Consider the following 18,576-nt stretch of genomic DNA (forward strand, 5'->3'; position numbering starts at 1 on the left):
GATGGGGATACAAACAATGAATAACTTGAACTAGCTCATACTCTTCGAGATAGTAGCAATCAGGTGCCGCGAACACCCCAACTAAGAGGTGATTCAATGACAGATAACACCCCACAAGCTCCGCATGGCGAATTTGTCCTGTTTACAATTGCTGACGGCCAAACACGCGTCGAGTGCCGATTTGAATCTGATACATTGTGGCTTTCTCAGGCTGCAATGGCTGAGCTTTATGATAAAGATGTTCGCACAATTAATGAACATCTAATCAATATCTACAACGAGGGTGAGCTTGTACAAAACGCAACTATCCGGAAATTCCGGATAGTTCGATTGGAAGGAACTCGTCAAGTTTCTCGCGAAATCGATCACTACAATCTCGATGCAATTTTGGCTGTTGGCTACAGGGTTCGTTCTCAACGAGGTACGCAGTTCCGCCAATGGGCAACGCAAGTCCTGAAAGAATACCTAATAAAGGGATTCGCTATGGATGACGAGCGCCTGAAAAATCCCCCCGTTGGTCATTCTGCGGTACCAGATTACTTTGATGAAATGCTGGAACGCATTCGCGATATCCGAGCGAGTGAGCGTCGTGTTTATCTGCGAGTCAAAGAAATCTTTACTATGGCTGCCGATTACGAGCCATCCAACCAAGAGACCAACCGCTTCTTCCAGATCATCCAGAACAAGTTGCATTATGCCTGTACGCATATGACGGCCGCTGAGCTTATCGCGAGCCGTGTGGATGCCAATAAGCCGGACATAGGCTTAACCAGCTATAAAGGCGATGAAGTGCGTAAGACCGATGTCACCATCGCGAAAAACTATCTGCGTGAAGACGAAATCAAAGAGCTTAATCGCATCGTCAACATGTGGCTCGACTTTGCCGAGGACCAAGCACTACGCCGCAAACAAGTGTTCTTGCAAGATTGGGCCGATAAGCTGGATCAGTTTTTAAATTTTAATGATCGGGACGTATTAAGCGGAGCGGGAAAAATCTCCAAAAAGGATGCTGATGACAAGGCGAAATTGGAGTTTGACCGCTTTGCAGAACAACGTCGCCGTTTAAAAGAAGCCGAAGGCGCACTTGCCAATATCGCGGCCCTCAAGGCAATCGTTAAAAAAGACAAATAACACTGCCTAGGTTGAACAAGCCATGGAACCGACATCAATATCGGTTCCATCGTTCTCGGTTTTGACATTTATCCTGCCAATACCTTCAATCTTACCAACCAATTATGCCGCTATGGGTGTTCGCACCCGATCACATTTTTACTCATTCGCTTGGTTATTATTACAATGATATGTTTTTATAAAACAATAAATTAACCAAGCTGTCGATATTTTGCACTGTTTTTTGGGCAAATTTTACAAAACAAATTTACTATTGGTATGGCACAATCTTGACGTAGGAGTTATCGATATCCGTCATTATTCAAGCCGCAAGTGAGTGTCGGTTGCATAACTCGACCCTTTAGGGGATCTCGCTCGATGGCTGACAACCTCAGCCTGAATAAAGGGGAGTATCAACCCAATGTGCCGATTTTTAATCACTATTAGAATTAATGTTCTTAATAAACAAAGCAATAATATTATGCATGCTGTTATTTTTACTCTATTGCTATTTTTTATCACCAGTCCATTACTTGCCAGCGAAATGCGCTATCCCCCCGGGGAAGAACCGCTGAACCTGCCAGCCAATAGCTCACTGATGATGCCATTGCCGCGATCTGTCCATAGCCTGGAGGACAAAAAAGCAGAAACGATGCCATTGTATCTGTCACTGATACACGAAGATAAACGCAATGTCTGGGTTCCTTTTCAATTGGCCGCTACCTCTGCACAAAAAGGCCAAACAGAACTGGCGGAACACTATTTGCAACTCAGTGCCAAACGGGGATTGTGGTATTACTATAATCTGCTGGAAAACAACGCATTCAATAGCCTTCAGCAAAGTGAGACTTATCGTTCCATCCTCGCTGAGGCCAAAACACGCTATCAGCTATATGCTTCGCCGTTTGAGGGTAAAGCACAGTATTCTGTCCCGAATGGCTCACCTCCTGCCACCGGTTGGCCAACCGTTATCTACCTGCACCCTTATGGCAGAGCCGCTAATATCACCCCTAAAGATCGATTGCTTTTTGCTGAAGCAGGTGTTGCCTATATTGAGTTAAACGGTACTCAAATGCTTGCCGAGAATAGCTTCCGCTGGTCTATCGATAGCGAAGAGAGCACCCATAGCGCGATTCAACGTACCCTGCAGGAGCTCACCCCTAAACTGAAGCTTAACCCTCATCAGGTCTACCTTACCGCTCGCGGCCAAGGCGCGCTGCACGCGGGTAATCTGATGGCAAAATACCCGCAATTTTACGCCGGCGCTTTACTGATTACACCACAAGGGAAAATCCCGCCAGCATCATATTCATTAGCAGAGAATAAACGCATTATGATCGCCTATTATGGCCATCAAAACTTTAATGGCAAAGCTCTGGCTCTGCATTTTACCAACCTGTTCAGTAATCAGAATCTGACCAAGACGGCAAGTTTTAACCTGAGAGAAGATACACAAGGAAACTGGCCGCTACACTTCCAGCAACCATTGCGTTGGGTGATGGGCAAAAGCGCCGATGCATCACCGGGAGCCTGATAGAAAAACGGGGATACTTACTGCTGCAATGATTGACGACTTGAACCAGCGGTGCTCAAGCACCGCTTATTCTTTTTGATCAATGCCCATCAACAAACACGATTTTGAGCACAAACAACAGCGCCACGACAATCACACAAGGGCTGATTTCACGCCAACGACCAGTACCCAGCTTCATCACACAATAAGAGATAAAGCCCAGCGCAATCCCTTCAGTAATCGAGAAGCTAAAAGGCATCATAGCGGCGGTAACAAAGGCAGGAACCGCTTCAGTCATATCTTCCCATTTTACGCGTGCCAAGCTGGAGGTCATCAGAACCCCAACATAGATCAAAGCACCCGCAGCAGCATAAGCCGGCACCATCGAAGCTAATGGCGACAGGAAAATCACCAACAGGAACAACAGCCCGACTATCACGGCGGTCAGACCGGTGCGACCACCGATAGCGACACCAGAAGAACTTTCAATATAAGCCGTGACTGAAGAAGTACCAATAAATGCCCCTGCTACGGAGCTGATACTATCAACATACAGCGCCTGCTTCATACGTGGGAATTTACCGTTTTCATCGGTTAGCCCCGCCTTGTCGGTCACCCCAATCAGGGTACCGGATGAGTCAAACAGGTTAACCAGCATAAAGGCAAAAATCACCCCAGCCAAGCCAAGATCCAGTGCCCCGGTAATATTCACCTGACCGACAACGGTAGTGATATCTGGCGGCATAGAGAATATGCCAGCATACTGTACATCACCCAATAGCCAACCGATCAAGGTGGTGACCACGATGGAAACCAGCACCGCGGCATGAATATTACGCGAGGCCAGAACGGCGATGATAAAAAACCCCAGCGCACCCAGCAGAACACTGTGAGAAGTCAGGTTCCCTACCGCCACCAGCGTATCAGGATTAGCGACCACGATACCGGCATTTTTCAACCCCATCATGGCAATGAACAAGCCAATACCACTGGTGATCCCCACGCGCAGGCTAAGTGGGATATTGGCTACCATCCAGTAACGGATACGGAATACCGTCAGTAAAAAGAAACCGACAGCCCCCCAAAAAATAGCGCCCATCGCAACCTGCCATGAAATGCCCATCGCACCCACCACCACAAACGCGAAGAAAGCATTCAAGCCCATTGCTGGTGCCAAAGCTACCGGCAAGTTAGCCAATAGACCCATAAAAATGCTGCCAAAAGCAGCGATCAGGCAGGTAGTGACAAATACCGCTCGAGTATCCATACCCGCCGCCCCCAAGATCTGCGGGTTGACGAACACGATATAGACCATGGTTAAAAAAGTGGTGATTCCGGCAATCGTTTCCGTGCGTACCGTGGTTCCATGCTGCTTGAGTTTAAAAACGCGCTCAAGCAAGCCTTGATTAGCATCAAGGCTGATGTCTTGTTTGCTCATTATCAGTATTCCGAACAGGGGGATGAAGTGTCGGTTGCTATCCTATAACAAAAAATAGGGTTTTTGATCTCACCCATCGCTTTTTTTCGCCATCTGTACGGCTAAAAAATTCAACAGATTGTATTTATTCATATTCATCAGCCATAACCGTTAGCGGTAAATGACACTGGGCGGCAACCGCTAAAACATTCCCCTTCAGCTTGCATGATGACGGAGATAAATAATCCAGTTAAAGTGACAGCCATCATCAGTTAGCCGAAGGCAGATATTCCAATGAGTCAGGTTGAATGTGTTTTATTTGATTGTGATGGCACGCTAGTAGACAGTGAAGTGTTGTGCAGTAAGGCTTATGTGCATATGTTTGCCCATTATGATATTGAGGTTTCGCTAGAAGAAATATTTAAAAAATACAAAGGGGTAAAACTCAACGAAATCATCGAAAAAATCAGTGCCGAACAGGGCGTGACTCTGCCGCAAACACAATTAGAACCGATCTATCGCCAAGAGGTTGCACGCCTGTTCGATGCCGAGCTGCAACCCATTGCCGGTGCGCAAGCATTATTGGCACAAATGAAAGCCCCTATATGTACTGTATCCAACGGGCCCGTCAGCAAAATGCAACATTCGCTGGGGCTGACCCAGATGCTTTCCTATTTCGATGACCGATTATTCAGCGGTTACGATATCCAACGCTGGAAACCCGATCCGGCCATCGTTTTCCATGCTGCCCAGCAAATGCAGGTGGCGGTTGAGCGCTGCATTCTGGTGGACGATTCTGCCGCGGGTGCACAGGCGGGTATTGCTGCAGGGATCCCGGTGTTCTACTTCTGTGCCGATCCACACAATAAACCCATCGACCATCCTCTGGTGACCATGTTTGACCATCTGTCACAGTTACCCCTTCTGTGGCAACAACGTGGTTGGCAACTTACCCATTAACGACCAATGCTCTAGCCGGTTCTGCCCGGCTAATTTCCGACCATAGCCAATCGCGAAAATAACCCACCCGTGGTAATTCCCGCTTACCAGGAGGGATCTCCAACCAATAGCCATGGGTACTCTTAACTGCCAATGGTGAAAACAACATCAGCAAGCCACCATGCAGTTCATTATGGATCATCATTTTATCCAATACGGCATAGCCAGCCCCGGTGATACAGGCGTTGATGACCTGATCCTGTGTACTAAACTCCAATCCCCCACGATCTTGTACTTCACTGCGACCCGCTGCATCCAACCAGCGTTGCCAAGTGTCCATCCGGCTATCACCATCAAGAATATGTAATTGCGGCTGACTATTGAGCGGCGGAAACACGCCATTGATCATCAATAATGGGCTTCCCACCAGCACTAACTGTTCATGGCATAACCATTCCCCATTAATGCTGTCGGTCAATCGACCAAAGCGCACTGCACAATCAAAATCACAATATTTTTGTCGAGCCTCACTGATTAACGCAATTTGTAACTGGGTGTTGTGTTGACGCAACTCGACTAGCCGTGGAGCCAACCAACGGGTAGCAAAAGTAGGCGCGACTTGTAACCTTAAGTGCTGCAATGGATTGTGTAATCGCACATGACATATCCCTTCTTCCAGAATATCCAGCGCTTGCCGCACTACGGGCAATAACAACATGGCATCCTGCGTGAGTGACAAACCGTAATGACTACGTACAAACAGTAACTTACCGAGAAACTCTTCAAACTGTTTCATTTGTCGGCTGGCTGCACTCTGAGTAATGAATAGTGCTTCAGCCGCCTTACTGAAACTTAATGTCCGACAAGTTTCCTCAAAAACACGCAACATGCTGAGTGATGGGAGCTTTCTCACAATCCATTTACCTCGCCAACAGACATCGCTTTGTTAATTACATGTTATTAATTTGATGCATGTTTTTATCCCTTGCAGCGTTTATTTCCATAAAACCAGAGGTGAGTCACATGCATTCTCTGCTGAGGGGTATGACTAAAACGCACTCGCCTATCGCTTCCTTTATGCTCACATTAGCAACCAAATAAAAACAAAAAAATAACATCAAGGCATTTCACATTGCCAATTGATGACTCGCTCCTCTCATCTTTGGCACTCATAAAGGTCAATGCATGGGAGTAGGAAAAATCAATTAGCAATACCGACCAACGGTATACCCGTACCGTTCCCAACAGGAGGACAGGTAAATGCAAACTTTAACCCAACAATCCATCCGTATGGATGATGTGCCGTTAAATCGGTTCCATATCAAAATCGCCGGGCTAACCTTTGGTGCACATTTTACGGATGGCTATGTACTCGGTGTTATCGGCTTCGCCTTGGCACAAATCAAACCACAAATGGGCCTCACCCCTTTTTGGGAGGGGTTGCTTGGTAGTTCTGCACTGATTGGGCTATTTATCGGCAGTTTGGTCCTCGGCTGGATCTCTGATTATATTGGCCGCCAGAAAATCTTCAGTTTCAGCTTTGTGGTTATCACGCTGGCCTCTGCCCTGCAGTTCTTCGCCACCACACCGGAACAACTGTTTCTGTTACGAGTGATGGTAGGCATTGGGTTAGGAGGGGATTTTTCAGTAGGACACACCATGCTGGCCGAGTTCGCCCCCCGTAAGCATCGAGGTGTATTACTCGGTTCATTCAGTGTGATCTGGACCTTTGGCTATGTTGCCGCGGGCTTTGCTGGCCATTTTCTAACGGCATTAGGGCCCGATGCCTGGCGCTGGTTGCTCTCCTCTTCTGCCATACCCGCCCTGCTAATTCTGTTAATGCGTATCGGTACACCGGAGTCACCGCGCTGGTTGATGGGGAAAGGACAACGGGAACAAGCCATGGCGATAGTACATAAATACTTCGGCCCCCATGTCCTGTTGATTGATGAAGCCCCCGTGATATCAAAACAACGCTTTTTGTCACTATTTGGGCCTAAATACCGTCGCCGTACCGCGTTCAACAGCCTGTTCTTTGTTTGTCTGGTGATCCCTTACTTTGCCATCTATACCTTCTTGCCCTCTATTTTGCAGGTGATGGGGCTAGACAATAACTTCTCCACTGACCTGCTGCTTAACGGCTTGTTGATCGTCGGAGCCTTGCTGGGAATTGTTCTGACGGTGATTTGCTCACGCCGTGGTTTCCTGATTGGTTCGTTTATCTTCCTCGCAGCCTGCCTGGTGATGCTAAGTATTCTTCCTGGTAGCCAAACAACCTGGCTGATCGCCATTTTTGCCGCCTTTACATTAGTCATGTCAGCAGTCAGTAATCTGGTAGGCGTTTTCCCCGCTGAAAGCTTCCCTACCGAAGTCCGCTCCATGGGCGTGGGGTTTTCAACCTCCATGAGTCGATTAGGCTCCGCCATTGGCACAGGCCTGTTGCCTCTGTCTATCGTGCATTTCGGCATGCCGACGACTACCGCCATTCTGGCCTTTATCTTGATGATTGGCGCCGTTGTTTCCATTGCCTGGGCACCAGAAACCAAGGGACTGACCCTGGTGGATGCCGCCCAGGGCTCGCAACCTCAAACAGAGAACACGTTAGCCACAGTGGCTAAATAACATTATGTTAAAAACAGGAGATCTTTAAGTGGAAATGTATATCGGAGAAGGGTTTGCAGGTAACGGCGTAAATGCCTCGCATATCAATATCATGATCGGACCGCGTAATGGTGTCGTCGGCCAGGCTTTCTCTTCCAGCTTGGCATCCCCCAGCCAGGGTCACTGCCCATTTATGGTGGTAATTAAACCTAACGTACCGGCTAAACCCATGACGCTGTATGTCAATAAAGCGGAAATTAGCGGTGAATTACACGGCAATTCAACTTGGGGAGCCTCACAAGCCGCTATCGCTAAGGCGGTGACTGAAGCACTACTGTCAGGAACCCTACCCGCAGAGGCTGAAGATGAATGGTGTATTGTCACCGCTAACTGGGTCAACCCCAGTTGCAACAATATTGACGAGGTCTATCACAACAACTACCTCGCCTGTACCCAAGCTATTCAGGCGGCAATGGAAAAACTGCCGACCCGCCACCAATTGACTGAAGCCCTGCCACAGTTGGGCAATCCGTTCTACACCCCAAAAGCCTGAGGAGGGAAGCATGCAGTACATTAATCTGGGTCAATGTGGTTTGAAAGTTTCTCGTTTGTGCTTGGGTACCATGAATATGGGCAGTAAACAGTGGAAACCGTGGATTTTCGATGAGGCACAAAGTGAACCGCTGATCCGCCATGCTTTGGAAAACGGGATTAACTTTATTGATCTAGCGGATTTTTACTCCAGTGGTGCGGGTGAAGAAGTGGTGGGCCGGGTGATCAAGCGCATTGCCAATCGTGATGAACTGGTGCTGACCACCAAAGTAGGCTACCCGATTGGCGCGGGGTTCAACAACCAGGGACATTCACGTAAACATATCATGGCCAGTATCGATGCCAGTTTGCAGCGTTTGGGCACCGATTACGTCGATATCTATATGTTGCATTACTTCGATGTGAATACCCCCATTGAAGAAACCTGGGCAGCGATGAATGATATCGTCCATTCTGGCAAGGCTCGCTATGTTGGGGTATCGACCATGTATACCTGGCAGTTAGCCAAAATCCTATGGTATTGCGAGCGTAATGGCTATACCAAACCCATTAATATGCAACTGCAACTCAACTGTGCTTACCGTGAGGAAGAGCGTGAAATGATACCGTTTTGCCGTGATCAGGGGTTGGGTATTTCAGTCTTCAGCCCATTGGCTCGCGGGCTATTAAGTTGCGATTTCAACTCTGTGCGCAACAAGACCGATTTTTTTACCCAAGAAATGTATGCTGATGCGACTTCGCTTAACATAGCGCAGTCGGTTAGCCGGGTGGCTGAGCAACGAGGTATACCACCAGCACAGGTCGCTCAAGCCTGGGTACTTAACCACCCAGGTGTAGATTGTATGTTAGTTGGTGCCGACTCGATACAACAGATCAACAGTGCCATTGCCGCACTAGATACCCAGCTCAATGACGAAGAACAGCATGAGCTGGAGCGTAATTACACCCCTTGCGATGTCATTAATGACTACACCGCGGGCAAGCGTATTCTGCGTGACAGCCGCCCAGCACGCGGTTTTTTTGCAGTGGATAACCTAGAAACAAGGAATATTGCATGACAGCTTATGCCTCCTTACTGCGTACCGGTTGGTATTGCAATGGCCAGTGGCAAACGACCCCACAAACGTATCCCGTCGATAATCCCGCCAGTGGTGAAAAAATTGCTGATGTTGCCCTGGCTGGCCGTGCAGAAACTGAAGCTGCCATTGCCGCAGCAGCGGCGGCGCTACCGGCCTGGCGTGCTCAAACCGCCAAAGCACGGTCAGAAATTTTGCGACGCTGGTTCCAGTTGATCATGCAGCATCAACAAGCACTGGCTGAGTTGATGGTGACCGAACAAGGTAAAGTCCTCAGCGAAGCCATCGGCGAAGTGGCTTACGCCGCCAGCTTTATTGAATGGTTTTCCGAAGAGGCTAAACGTGCCTATGGCAAAACCATCCCGGCAACCAAAAATGGCAATCAGATCCTCACCTTTAAAGAGCCGGTGGGTGTTATTGCGGCCATTACGCCATGGAACTTTCCATTAGCCATGCTGACACGCAAATTGGGCCCGGCACTGGCGGCTGGTTGTACTGCGGTGATTAAGCCAGCCAATGAAACTCCGCTCAGCGCTTTCGCGTTGATTGTATTAGCCCAACAAGCCGGGGTTCCAGCCGGGGTGATTAATGCGGTTTCCGGCGATACCGTCGCCATTGGTGAAACACTGATGGCGAGCCCGCTAGTGCGTAAAATTTCTTTCACTGGTTCAACGCCGGTGGGTAAGTTATTAATGCGCCAAGCAGCAGATACAGTGAAAAAGCTGTCTCTGGAACTGGGCGGTAATGCACCTTTTATCGTGTTTGATGATGCCGATCTTGATGTAGCCATTGCCGGCGCAATGGCCGCCAAATTCCGCAACAGCGGGCAGACTTGCATATGTGTTAACCGTTTCTACATTCAGGACGGTATTTATGACCGCTTTGTCCAGAAACTGACGGATGCCGCAAAAGCGTTAAAGGTTGCTTCAGGTATGACGCCAGGAGCACAACAAGGGCCGCTAATCCATATCAAAGCAGTAGAAAAAGTGGAGGCACACCTACAGGACGCCCTGAAGTTAGGTGCGAAGCTGATGTGCGGCGGTAAGCGCGCCGACTTAGGGGGATCATTCTTCCAACCTACGGTGTTGGCTAACGCCACAGAGCAGATGCGGTTAGCGCAGGAAGAGACCTTTGGCCCGCTGGCTGCCTGTTTCCGCTTTACCGATGAGGATGAAGTCATCACCCGAGCTAACGCAACCCCCTTTGGGTTAGCGGCTTATCTGTATACCCGTGATTTGGCGCGCGCCTTGCGTGTTACCAAAGCATTGGAAAGCGGCATGGTAGGTATTAATGAAGGGATTATTTCTACTGAGGTCGCCCCTTTTGGTGGGGTGAAAGAGTCAGGCCTGGGGCGCGAAGGGGCGGATATCGGCCTGGATGAATATCAGGAAACCAAATACGTCAATATCGGCCAACTGCTGTAAATTCGATAAACTGTTGTGAATTCGATAAACAAAAGAAAGGCGCTGTTTCCAGCGCCATTAACAGTAATTTTTTAATAAAATTACTCTTTTTTCTCGCCTTTACTTTCTGCCAGTAATTTGTCCAGTGCATCCCCACCGATATGGCGGAAATCCTGGCCCTTGACGAAATAGAAGATAAATTCACAAATGTTCTGGCAACGATCACCGATACGTTCGATAGAACGGGCACAGAATAACGCCGTCAATACACTGGGAATGGTACGCGAATCTTCCATCATGTAGGTCATCAACTGGCGCACGATACCCTCATACTCCTGATCGACCTTCTTGTCTTCACGGTAAATACGGATCGCTTCATCCAGATCCATACGCGCAAAGGCATCCAGCACATCATGCAGCATCTGAACGGTATGGCGCCCCAAAGACTCCAGGCTGACCAACAGCGGTTGATGCTGGTGAGAAAATTTCTCCAGTGCCGTACGGCAGATTTTATCTGCAACGTCACCGATACGTTCCAGTTCAGAAATGGTCTTGATAATCGCCATCACCAAGCGTAAATCGCTGGCGGTTGGCTGGCGCTTGGCAATGATACGCACACAGGCTTCATCAATGGCTACTTCCATCATATTGACCTTGGCATCACCCTCGATCACCCGTTTAGCCAGCTCACCATCCTGGTTATGCATCGCCGTGATAGCATCACTCAGTTGCTGTTCAACCAGCCCACCCATCGTCAACACCTGGGTGCGGATATACTCAAGCTCTGCGTTGAACTGGCCAGAAATATGTTTGTTTAAATTCAGATTGTCCATGATGCACCCTTATCAACCATAACGGCCAGTAATGTAATCTTCAGTCTGCTTTTTCTGCGGTGCAGTAAACAAGGTGTCAGTATCACTGAACTCGATCAACTCCCCCAGATACATAAATGCGGTGGAGTCAGAACAACGTGCCGCCTGCTGCATATTATGGGTCACAATAACCACGGTATACTCAGACTTCAGTTCACTGATTAACTCTTCAATTTTACCAGTTGAAATAGGGTCAAGTGCCGAACACGGCTCATCCAGCAATAACACTTCTGGCCGAATGGCAATACCACGCGCAATACACAAACGCTGCTGTTGACCACCAGACAAGCTATAACCGCTCTGGTGCAACTTATCCTTGGTTTCATTCCACAGTGCCGCCTTGGTCAGCGCCCACTGAACACGCTCATCCATATCTGCACGGGACAGCTTTTCAAACAGACGTACACCGAAAGCAATATTGTCATAAATCGACATCGGGAACGGTGTTGGCTTTTGAAACACCATGCCCACCTTGGCACGCAGTAAGGCGATATCCTGGTTATCCGTCAGAATATTTTGCCCATCCAATATAATATCGCCTTCGGCATGTTGCTCTGGATATAGCTGATACATCTTGTTGAAAGTACGTAACAACGTTGATTTACCGCAACCCGATGGGCCGATAAAGGCCGTTACCTTATTCTCGGCAATATCCAGGGTGATGTTTTTCAGCGCATGGAATTTGCCATAGTAAAAGTTCAGATCGCGTACCTGAATTTTGCTGCTGGGAGCGTCAGTAACCATACTCATCAAGACTTCTCTCTTTTCACCGCGCCGAACCAACGGCGCTTAAATTTTTATGAATGCTTTTTCTTGGCAAAAATCACACGCGCCAGGATATTCAGTAACAGTACGCACAGGGTGATCAACAATACGCCTGCCCAAGCCAATTGCTGCCATTCGGCAAACGGGCTCATGGCAAACTTGAAGATGGTCACTGGCAGGTTGGCAATCGGCTGCATCAGGTCGGTATTCCAGAACTGATTTGACAGCGAGGTAAACAGCAATGGCGCTGTTTCACCTGCAATACGTGCTATAGCCAGTAATACACCGGTAATGATACCGGAGATAGAAGCTTTCAAGGTAATGGCAGAAATAATACGCCATTTGGGTGTTCCCAGTGCATGAGCGGCCTCACGCAACGTATCGGGCACCAGTCTGAGCATGTTCTCGGTGGTGCGGATCACAATCGGGATCTGCAGCAAAGCCAAGGCAATAATCCCCGCCCATCCAGAGAAGTGCTCCATTTTAGCCACCACCACGGTGTAAACAAACAACCCCACCACGATTGACGGCGCAGACAGCAAAATATCGTTAATAAAGCGGATCACCTCAGCCAACCAGGATTTACGGCCATATTCCGCCAGATAAACGCCTGCCATGATGCCCAACGGTGTACCGAAGACGGTCGCCCACAGAATCAGCAAACCACTACCGGCAATGGCGTTAGCCAAACCGCCGCCGGCCGTATTGGGTGGTGGCGTCATTTCGGTGAATAACGCCAGCGACATACCATCGATGCCCTTGGTAATGGTAGAAAACAGAATCCACACCAACCAGAACAGACCAAAGGCCATCGTCGCCAGTGACAAGAACAGTGCAATGCGGTTTTTCTGGCGGCGCCAAGCCTGCATTTTACGGCGGCTTTCCGCCAGCTCTACAGAATCCAACATGGTCACTTTAACGCCCCTCATTTTTAGCCAAGCGCATAACCATCAGTTTTGACAGCGCAAGGACGATAAAAGTGATAACAAACAGGATCAGCCCCAGTTGCATTAATGCTGAGGTGTGCAGCCCCGACTCCGCTTCAGCGAATTCATTGGCCAATGCTGAGGTAATACTGTTGCCAGGCATAAACAGTGAGAAACTGTCGAGTTGGTAGGTGTTACCGATAATGAAGGTGACTGCCATGGTTTCCCCCAAAGCTCGCCCCAGACCCAGCATAATACCGCCAATCACCCCATTTTTAGTAAACGGTAAGACAATACGCGAAATCACTTCCCAGGTAGTACAACCAATACCGTAGGCGGACTCTTTCATCATTACCGGGGTTTGTTCGAATACATCACGCATAACTGCGGCAATGTAAGGAATAATCATAATAGCCAGGATCACCCCGGCAGCCAGAATACCGATACCGAAAGCCGGGCCAGAAAATAATTCACCAACAATCGGAATACCAGAAAGGACATTGCCCACCGGAGTCTGGAAATATTGGGCGAACAGTGGAGCAAACACGAACAGACCCCACATACCGTAAACAATACTTGGGATCGCCGCTAACAGTTCAATGGCGATACCTAACGGGCGCTTAAGCCAATTAGGGGCGAGTTCCGTCAGGAACAGCGCAATACCAAAACTGACCGGGACCGCAATGATCAAGGCAATCAGAGAGGTGACTAACGTCCCGTAAATAGGGACTAAGGCACCGAACTGCTCAGCGGGTGCATCCCACTCTTTGGTCCACAGAAAAGCGAAACCAAACGCCTGCATACTTGGCCAGGAGGCAATAATCAGCGAAACAATAATGCCGCCCAGCAGCAATAAGGTAATCAGCGCGGCCAGTCTAACCAGCGCGCTGAAGATAATGTCACCGTTTTTACTCGGTGCTTTAATGGTCGGTTTAGGCCCAGCCATAGATTACTCTTCTGTTATAAAGCTTAAAGGGCTCAGCTTACTGAGCCCCGACACATCAGGCAAGGTGTATACCACACCTCTTGTGTTTTTAGAATAATGCTTTACCAGAACTGTCTTTGATATTGGTCTTCCAAGCTGCACGGACTTGCTCAACTACCTCATCTGGCAGTATAGCGTAGTCCAGTTCAAGAGCCTGTTTAGCACCCTGGTTATAGGCCCAATCAAAGAACTTCAGTACTTCTGTACCTTGCTCTGGTTTCTTCTGCTCTTTGTGCATCAGAATAAAGGTAGTGGAAGTAATTGGCCAAGCATTATTACCTTTTTGGTTGGTCAAGTCCTGAGCGAAGGTTTTACTCCAGTCGGCACCTTTGGCTGCAGCGCTAAAGCTCTCTTTGGTTGGGCTCACTGGCTCACCATCAGCAGAGACTAATTTAGTGTAGGCCAGATTATTCTGTTTGGCATAAGCGTATTCTACATAACCGATAGAACCAGGTAAACGTTGGACAAATGCAGCAATACCGTCATTGCCCTTACCACCTAAACCGGTTGGCCACTTAACCGTTGAACCGGTACCCACTTTCTCTTTCCACTGAGGATTAACCTTAGACAGATAGCTGGTGAAGACGAAAGAAGTACCAGAACCGTCTGCACGGCGTACCACGGCAATATTCTGATCTGGCAACTTAACGCCTGGGTTCAGTTTAGTGATCGCTGGGTCATTCCATTTTGTGATATTACCCAAGTAGATATCACCCAGGGTTTGACCATCGAGAGTCAGTTCACCGGATTTGATGCCTGGGATGTTGACAGCCAGTACCACACCGCCAATCACGGTTGGGAACTGAAACAGGCCATCGGCAGCCAGCTTATCGTCAGACAGAGGAGCATCGGAAGCACCAAAGTCAACGGTGTTAGCAATAATTTGCTTCACACCACCAGAGGAACCAATCCCCTGATAGTTAACTTTATTGCCAGTCTCTTTCTGATAAGAATCTGCCCACTTGGCATAAACCGGAGCGGGAAATGTCGCACCTGCACCGGTCAAGCTCGCAGCAGCGAATGCAGATACAGAGACCAAGGAGATAGTCGCTGCGACAATGCTGGCGACAGTGGTACGCATCAGTTTCATGATCCCTCCTAATGGGATATTTAAAAATCGACTTCGGGCTGTTTGAGTCAAATAAAGTATTGCTGATTGAAGGAAAATAGGACAGTTTCATGACAGTAAAATGTATAAAATATTACAGTTATATGACAATGATTGGATTTTTTGTTTTTTGTTTTATTATCAATATATTAAAAAACATCATGCAAAATATCAGCTGAGTAAAACCCTACCGATCCTCCAGGGCGGGATCGCACTTTGTTAATGAAGCTTGAACGGGCAGATCGTCTGTGATCTAATCACGTCTCCATATAGGAGGCACGCTCGATGACGTTGATTGAACACCTTACCCTTGTTGAAGAAACCCGCTCTGACATCAATCGTAAACATGACCTTGTTGACGTCATGTTTCTTGTCATCAGCGCCATCATGAGTGGTGCCGAAGGCTGGCGGGACATAGAGACCTATGGCAATTCAAAGGCCGATTGGCTCCGTCAGTATCGACCTTTTGCCAACGGCATCCCGCGCCGTCACACCATTGCCCGCATTTTGCGCTGCATTGTCATCGATACCCTGCTTGAAGCGTTGCTTTGCTGGGTCAATGAACAGCGCACCCATCAGGGCAAACCCATCATTGCCTTTGACGGCAAGGTGTTGCGCGGTTCCTACCGCGGAAATGCCGCCGAAGCTCTGCAACTGGTCACAGCCTACGATACCGAAAATGGTTTGGTTTTAAGCCAGAAAACAACCCCAAATAAGAAAGGGGAACTCGAAACGGTCAAAGAAATGCTGGAAATTCTTGAGCTTAAAGGCGCCGTTGTGACGCTTGATGCCTTGCATTGTCAGCGTGAGACGCTGGAGAAAATCAGCGAGAAGAAGGCACATGTGGTGGTTCAGGTAAAGAAGAACCAACCGAAGCTGTATCAAGCCGTTCAATCGCAATTTCAGGCACTCTTTGACGCACAGAAAGAGAAGATAATCGTCGAGCACAAAGAGAATGGTCATGGCCGCCAAGAAGAGCGCTATGTCTTTCAATTAAAATCAAAATTACCGCCCGAGCTGGCGGAGAAATGGCCGACAATCCGCAGCATCATCGCCGTTGAGCGTCACCGCAGCGCCAACGGAAAAGGAACGGTAGAGACCGCCTACTATGTCAGCTCGTTATCCCCCAAACACAAGCTGCTCGGGCACTATATTCGTCAACACTGGCGGATCGAGAACAGCCAGCATTACATTCTTGATGTGGTGTTCAATGAAGATGCCTCCAGAATAGCGATGGAGGATGCGGTCGAGAATATGGCGCTATTCCGGCGGTTTGTTCTGAATATCATAAAGTAGAGCAATTGTGGTGCGCCGAGTCAGAGAAACAAGCTAAAAAAGGCAGGTTGGGATGACAATTATCGGGCTCAGTTATTCTTTGGTTAAATAACAAGCAAAGTATGCTCCCGCCCTGACCGATCCTCACTCAAGTTCTGTACACGTCGATATTCAAGCTGCAGTCATGTCGTCTGGCCACCAGGAATATTCCCAGTAGAGCAGTTCATCCTTGAACTGCTTAAAAATCAATTCATTGCTACTTAACCCTTTTCCTGTAATGGAACAGTATCTTGTTTTTATCCCCAATATTTCTGTTTACTGGTTTTACCAATACCAGGGTTAAAACTGTTGGTCGGATCGGCTTCTTGGTAAAATACTTGCAAATCGGCTTTGGCCTGATACATATGCCCGACATTGTGCTCGGCAGGATACTCCGCACCTCTTTGGTCAATGAGCGCCAACATTTCTTCTTTTAATGCCTTGCTGTCTACTCCTTTTTTCACCAGGTAATCATTATGAAAAACGTGACACATAAAGTGGCCGCAATATAGTTTCTTAAGGAGCTTGTTGTCGATCTCTGGTGGCAAGGTTTCAAACCATTCGGAATCGTTGCGACGTAACGCGATATCCAGCGCCAAAATCTCCTGTACCTGATCGGCATGCACCGCCTGGTAGCGCACGGCAGCCCCCGCTGCAGCAAAGCGATGCAAAAATGCTTTTTTGCCTTCTTCTTCGGTGCAAACAAAGAAGTCACCGTCAGCCTGGGTAAAGTAATGCTGTAGATAATTCTGTGCTTCTGCTACCCCTGGGCCTGACATTTTGAGCATAAGATGATGTTCGAAGCGTTCGCGGTACTCTTTTAGGCTTATTGGCAAATGGTTGGGGGATAAACCACTTATTTTCTGCATCATGCGGTCGACAAGATTACGGGGCAGAAATGGCACTTTATTCAGATAGGTATCCATACGCCCTTTCAGGGTAAAGAAACGAGGCATCTGTTCGGTGCCAAACTTATCTATCATCATAAATGTATCTTTGCCATAACGCTCAGCAACATCAAAAATGTCGCGGTGCATATACTCACCCGCTACTGGCAGGTTTTCAAATTTACTGAGTATATGGCGCCGCAATTCGGTGAACACCGCCGTATTGTTGGTGCCGATATAGAACACCTGTTCAATACCCTCTTTGGCGAAAGTATCTAAGCGCACAGCAAATACCGCCAGTTTGCCAGCACAACCAGAGGCGCCATATAAACGGCGTTTGTCTGCATTAAAACGAGAAGGCGTATCTGCATCAACATCACGTACCCGACTAACATATTCATTGTCTGACGCTCTTAGCGTGCCATACTCTATATCTTCTGGTTGGTAATTCTGTTGTTCTAATCGAGTAAGGATTTCTTCCGGCGTATTGCCTAGTTTAATCCCTAACTCATTGACTAACTGCAGTTGACCATCAGCGCCTAACTTGGCGTACAACGCCATTTCAGTATAGGCTGGGCCACGTTTTACTAACGAACCTCCTGAACTGTTACAGATACCACCCACCACCGAAGCACCGATGCATGAAGATCCGATCACAGAATGAGGTTCGCGATCGTAAGGCTTGAGTTTTTTTTCCAACCCGGCAAGTGTACTTCCAGGGAAGCAGACAACCTGCTTACCATGATCCAATAGATGCAGATGGTCGAGCCGCAGCGTATTAATAACCACCACTTCACGATCATAATCATCGCCAAACGGTGTTGAGCCGCCAGTCAGGCCGGTATTTGCTGCCTGCATAATCACAACTGTATCGGCAGCAACACATAATTGTAAAATCTGCCAGAGTTGCAACAAACCGCTGGGAAATACCACTGCCAGAGCTTTGCCCTCGCCGGTGCGGAATCCTCTGCGATAACGAGCGGTACTGTTTTCACTGGTGAGCAGTTGAGAACTACCGACAATATTTTTTAGCTGATTGATAAACTCCTGATTTGTGTATGACATCATGTCACTCCTCTTCCTGTTCATAGAAATTTAAGTGTTTGTT

General features: G+C 48.2%; 15 protein-coding genes and 1 pseudogene. 8 read left to right on the forward strand and 8 right to left on the reverse strand.

The window, feature by feature from the left end:
- Positions 1-96: 96 nt before the first annotated feature.
- Both IO95_RS23125 and IO95_RS23130 read left to right on the forward strand, forming a co-directional pair.
- Positions 97-1,131 (forward strand): virulence RhuM family protein, encoded by a 1,035-nt coding sequence (locus IO95_RS23125; protein WP_023489080.1) that lies wholly within the window; start codon positions 97-99, stop codon positions 1,129-1,131.
- Between the two features lie 460 nt (positions 1,132-1,591).
- A complete protein-coding gene (locus IO95_RS23130) occupies positions 1,592-2,644 on the forward strand; it encodes a hypothetical protein (RefSeq protein WP_037384997.1) in 1,053 nt (350 codons plus the stop codon).
- Positions 2,645-2,723: 79 nt separating this feature from the next.
- Here IO95_RS23130 and IO95_RS23135 read toward each other — a convergent pair whose 3' ends face one another.
- A complete protein-coding gene (locus tag IO95_RS23135) occupies positions 2,724-4,061 on the reverse strand; it encodes an NCS2 family permease (RefSeq protein ID WP_023489082.1) in 1,338 nt (445 codons plus the stop codon).
- A 273-nt stretch (positions 4,062-4,334) separates the two neighbouring features.
- Between IO95_RS23135 and yieH the strand changes: the two genes are divergently transcribed.
- Entirely contained in the window at positions 4,335-5,000 is a 666-nt protein-coding gene (gene yieH, locus IO95_RS23140) for a 6-phosphogluconate phosphatase (protein WP_023489083.1), read from the forward strand.
- On the opposite strand, the gene IO95_RS23145 is transcribed toward yieH, so the two are convergent.
- Entirely contained in the window at positions 4,990-5,892 is a 903-nt protein-coding gene (locus IO95_RS23145; RefSeq protein WP_023489084.1) for a LysR substrate-binding domain-containing protein, read from the reverse strand. The two genes, yieH and IO95_RS23145, sit on opposite strands and share 11 nt — an antisense overlap.
- Before the next feature lie 347 nt (positions 5,893-6,239).
- Between IO95_RS23145 and IO95_RS23150 the strand changes: the two genes are divergently transcribed.
- The 4 genes from IO95_RS23150 to IO95_RS23165 are packed head-to-tail and all read left to right on the forward strand — an operon-like array spanning position 6,240 to position 10,632.
- Positions 6,240-7,601: an MFS transporter gene (locus IO95_RS23150; RefSeq protein WP_023491296.1), complete on the forward strand. Its 1,362-nt coding sequence runs from the start codon at positions 6,240-6,242 to the stop codon at positions 7,599-7,601.
- A 28-nt stretch (positions 7,602-7,629) separates the two neighbouring features.
- A complete protein-coding gene (gene fae, locus IO95_RS23155; protein WP_023491297.1) occupies positions 7,630-8,133 on the forward strand; it encodes a formaldehyde-activating enzyme in 504 nt (167 codons plus the stop codon).
- Positions 8,134-8,143: 10 nt separating this feature from the next.
- Positions 8,144-9,190 (forward strand): aldo/keto reductase, encoded by a 1,047-nt coding sequence (locus IO95_RS23160; RefSeq protein WP_023491298.1) that lies wholly within the window; start codon positions 8,144-8,146, stop codon positions 9,188-9,190.
- On the forward strand, positions 9,187-10,632 hold the full coding sequence (locus IO95_RS23165; protein WP_023491300.1) for an NAD-dependent succinate-semialdehyde dehydrogenase: 1,446 nt from the start codon (positions 9,187-9,189) through the stop codon (positions 10,630-10,632). Before IO95_RS23160 ends, IO95_RS23165 begins: the two co-directional genes overlap by 4 nt.
- An 80-nt stretch (positions 10,633-10,712) precedes the next feature.
- On the opposite strand, the gene phoU is transcribed toward IO95_RS23165, so the two are convergent.
- From phoU to pstS, 5 genes are all read right to left on the reverse strand, one after another.
- Positions 10,713-11,444 carry a phosphate signaling complex protein PhoU gene (gene phoU, locus IO95_RS23170; protein WP_023491302.1) on the reverse strand — a complete coding sequence of 244 codons (732 nt, stop codon included), beginning with the start codon at positions 11,442-11,444 and terminating at the stop codon, positions 10,713-10,715.
- A gap of 12 nt (positions 11,445-11,456) precedes the next feature.
- A complete protein-coding gene (pstB, locus tag IO95_RS23175; protein WP_369794340.1) occupies positions 11,457-12,227 on the reverse strand; it encodes a phosphate ABC transporter ATP-binding protein PstB in 771 nt (256 codons plus the stop codon).
- Positions 12,228-12,280: 53 nt separating this feature from the next.
- Positions 12,281-13,156, reverse strand: coding sequence for a phosphate ABC transporter permease PstA (pstA, locus tag IO95_RS23180; RefSeq protein WP_037385002.1), 876 nt, complete (start codon positions 13,154-13,156; stop codon positions 12,281-12,283).
- A gap of 7 nt (positions 13,157-13,163) precedes the next feature.
- A complete protein-coding gene (pstC, locus tag IO95_RS23185; protein WP_023490510.1) occupies positions 13,164-14,120 on the reverse strand; it encodes a phosphate ABC transporter permease PstC in 957 nt (318 codons plus the stop codon).
- An 88-nt stretch (positions 14,121-14,208) separates the two neighbouring features.
- The gene (pstS, locus tag IO95_RS23190; protein ID WP_023490509.1) at positions 14,209-15,249 is read right to left on the reverse strand and encodes a phosphate ABC transporter substrate-binding protein PstS; all 1,041 of its coding nucleotides are present in this window, start codon (positions 15,247-15,249) and stop codon (positions 14,209-14,211) included.
- Positions 15,250-15,552: 303 nt separating this feature from the next.
- Here pstS and IO95_RS23195 point away from each other — a divergent pair.
- Positions 15,553-16,650: pseudogene (locus IO95_RS23195) on the forward strand (ISAs1 family transposase).
- A 188-nt stretch (positions 16,651-16,838) separates the two neighbouring features.
- Here the strand turns inward: IO95_RS23195 and dld are convergent.
- A complete protein-coding gene (dld, locus tag IO95_RS23200; protein WP_037384866.1) occupies positions 16,839-18,533 on the reverse strand; it encodes a D-lactate dehydrogenase in 1,695 nt (564 codons plus the stop codon).
- Positions 18,534-18,576 lie beyond the last annotated feature (43 nt).

The organism is Serratia sp. DD3 (assembly GCF_000496755.2).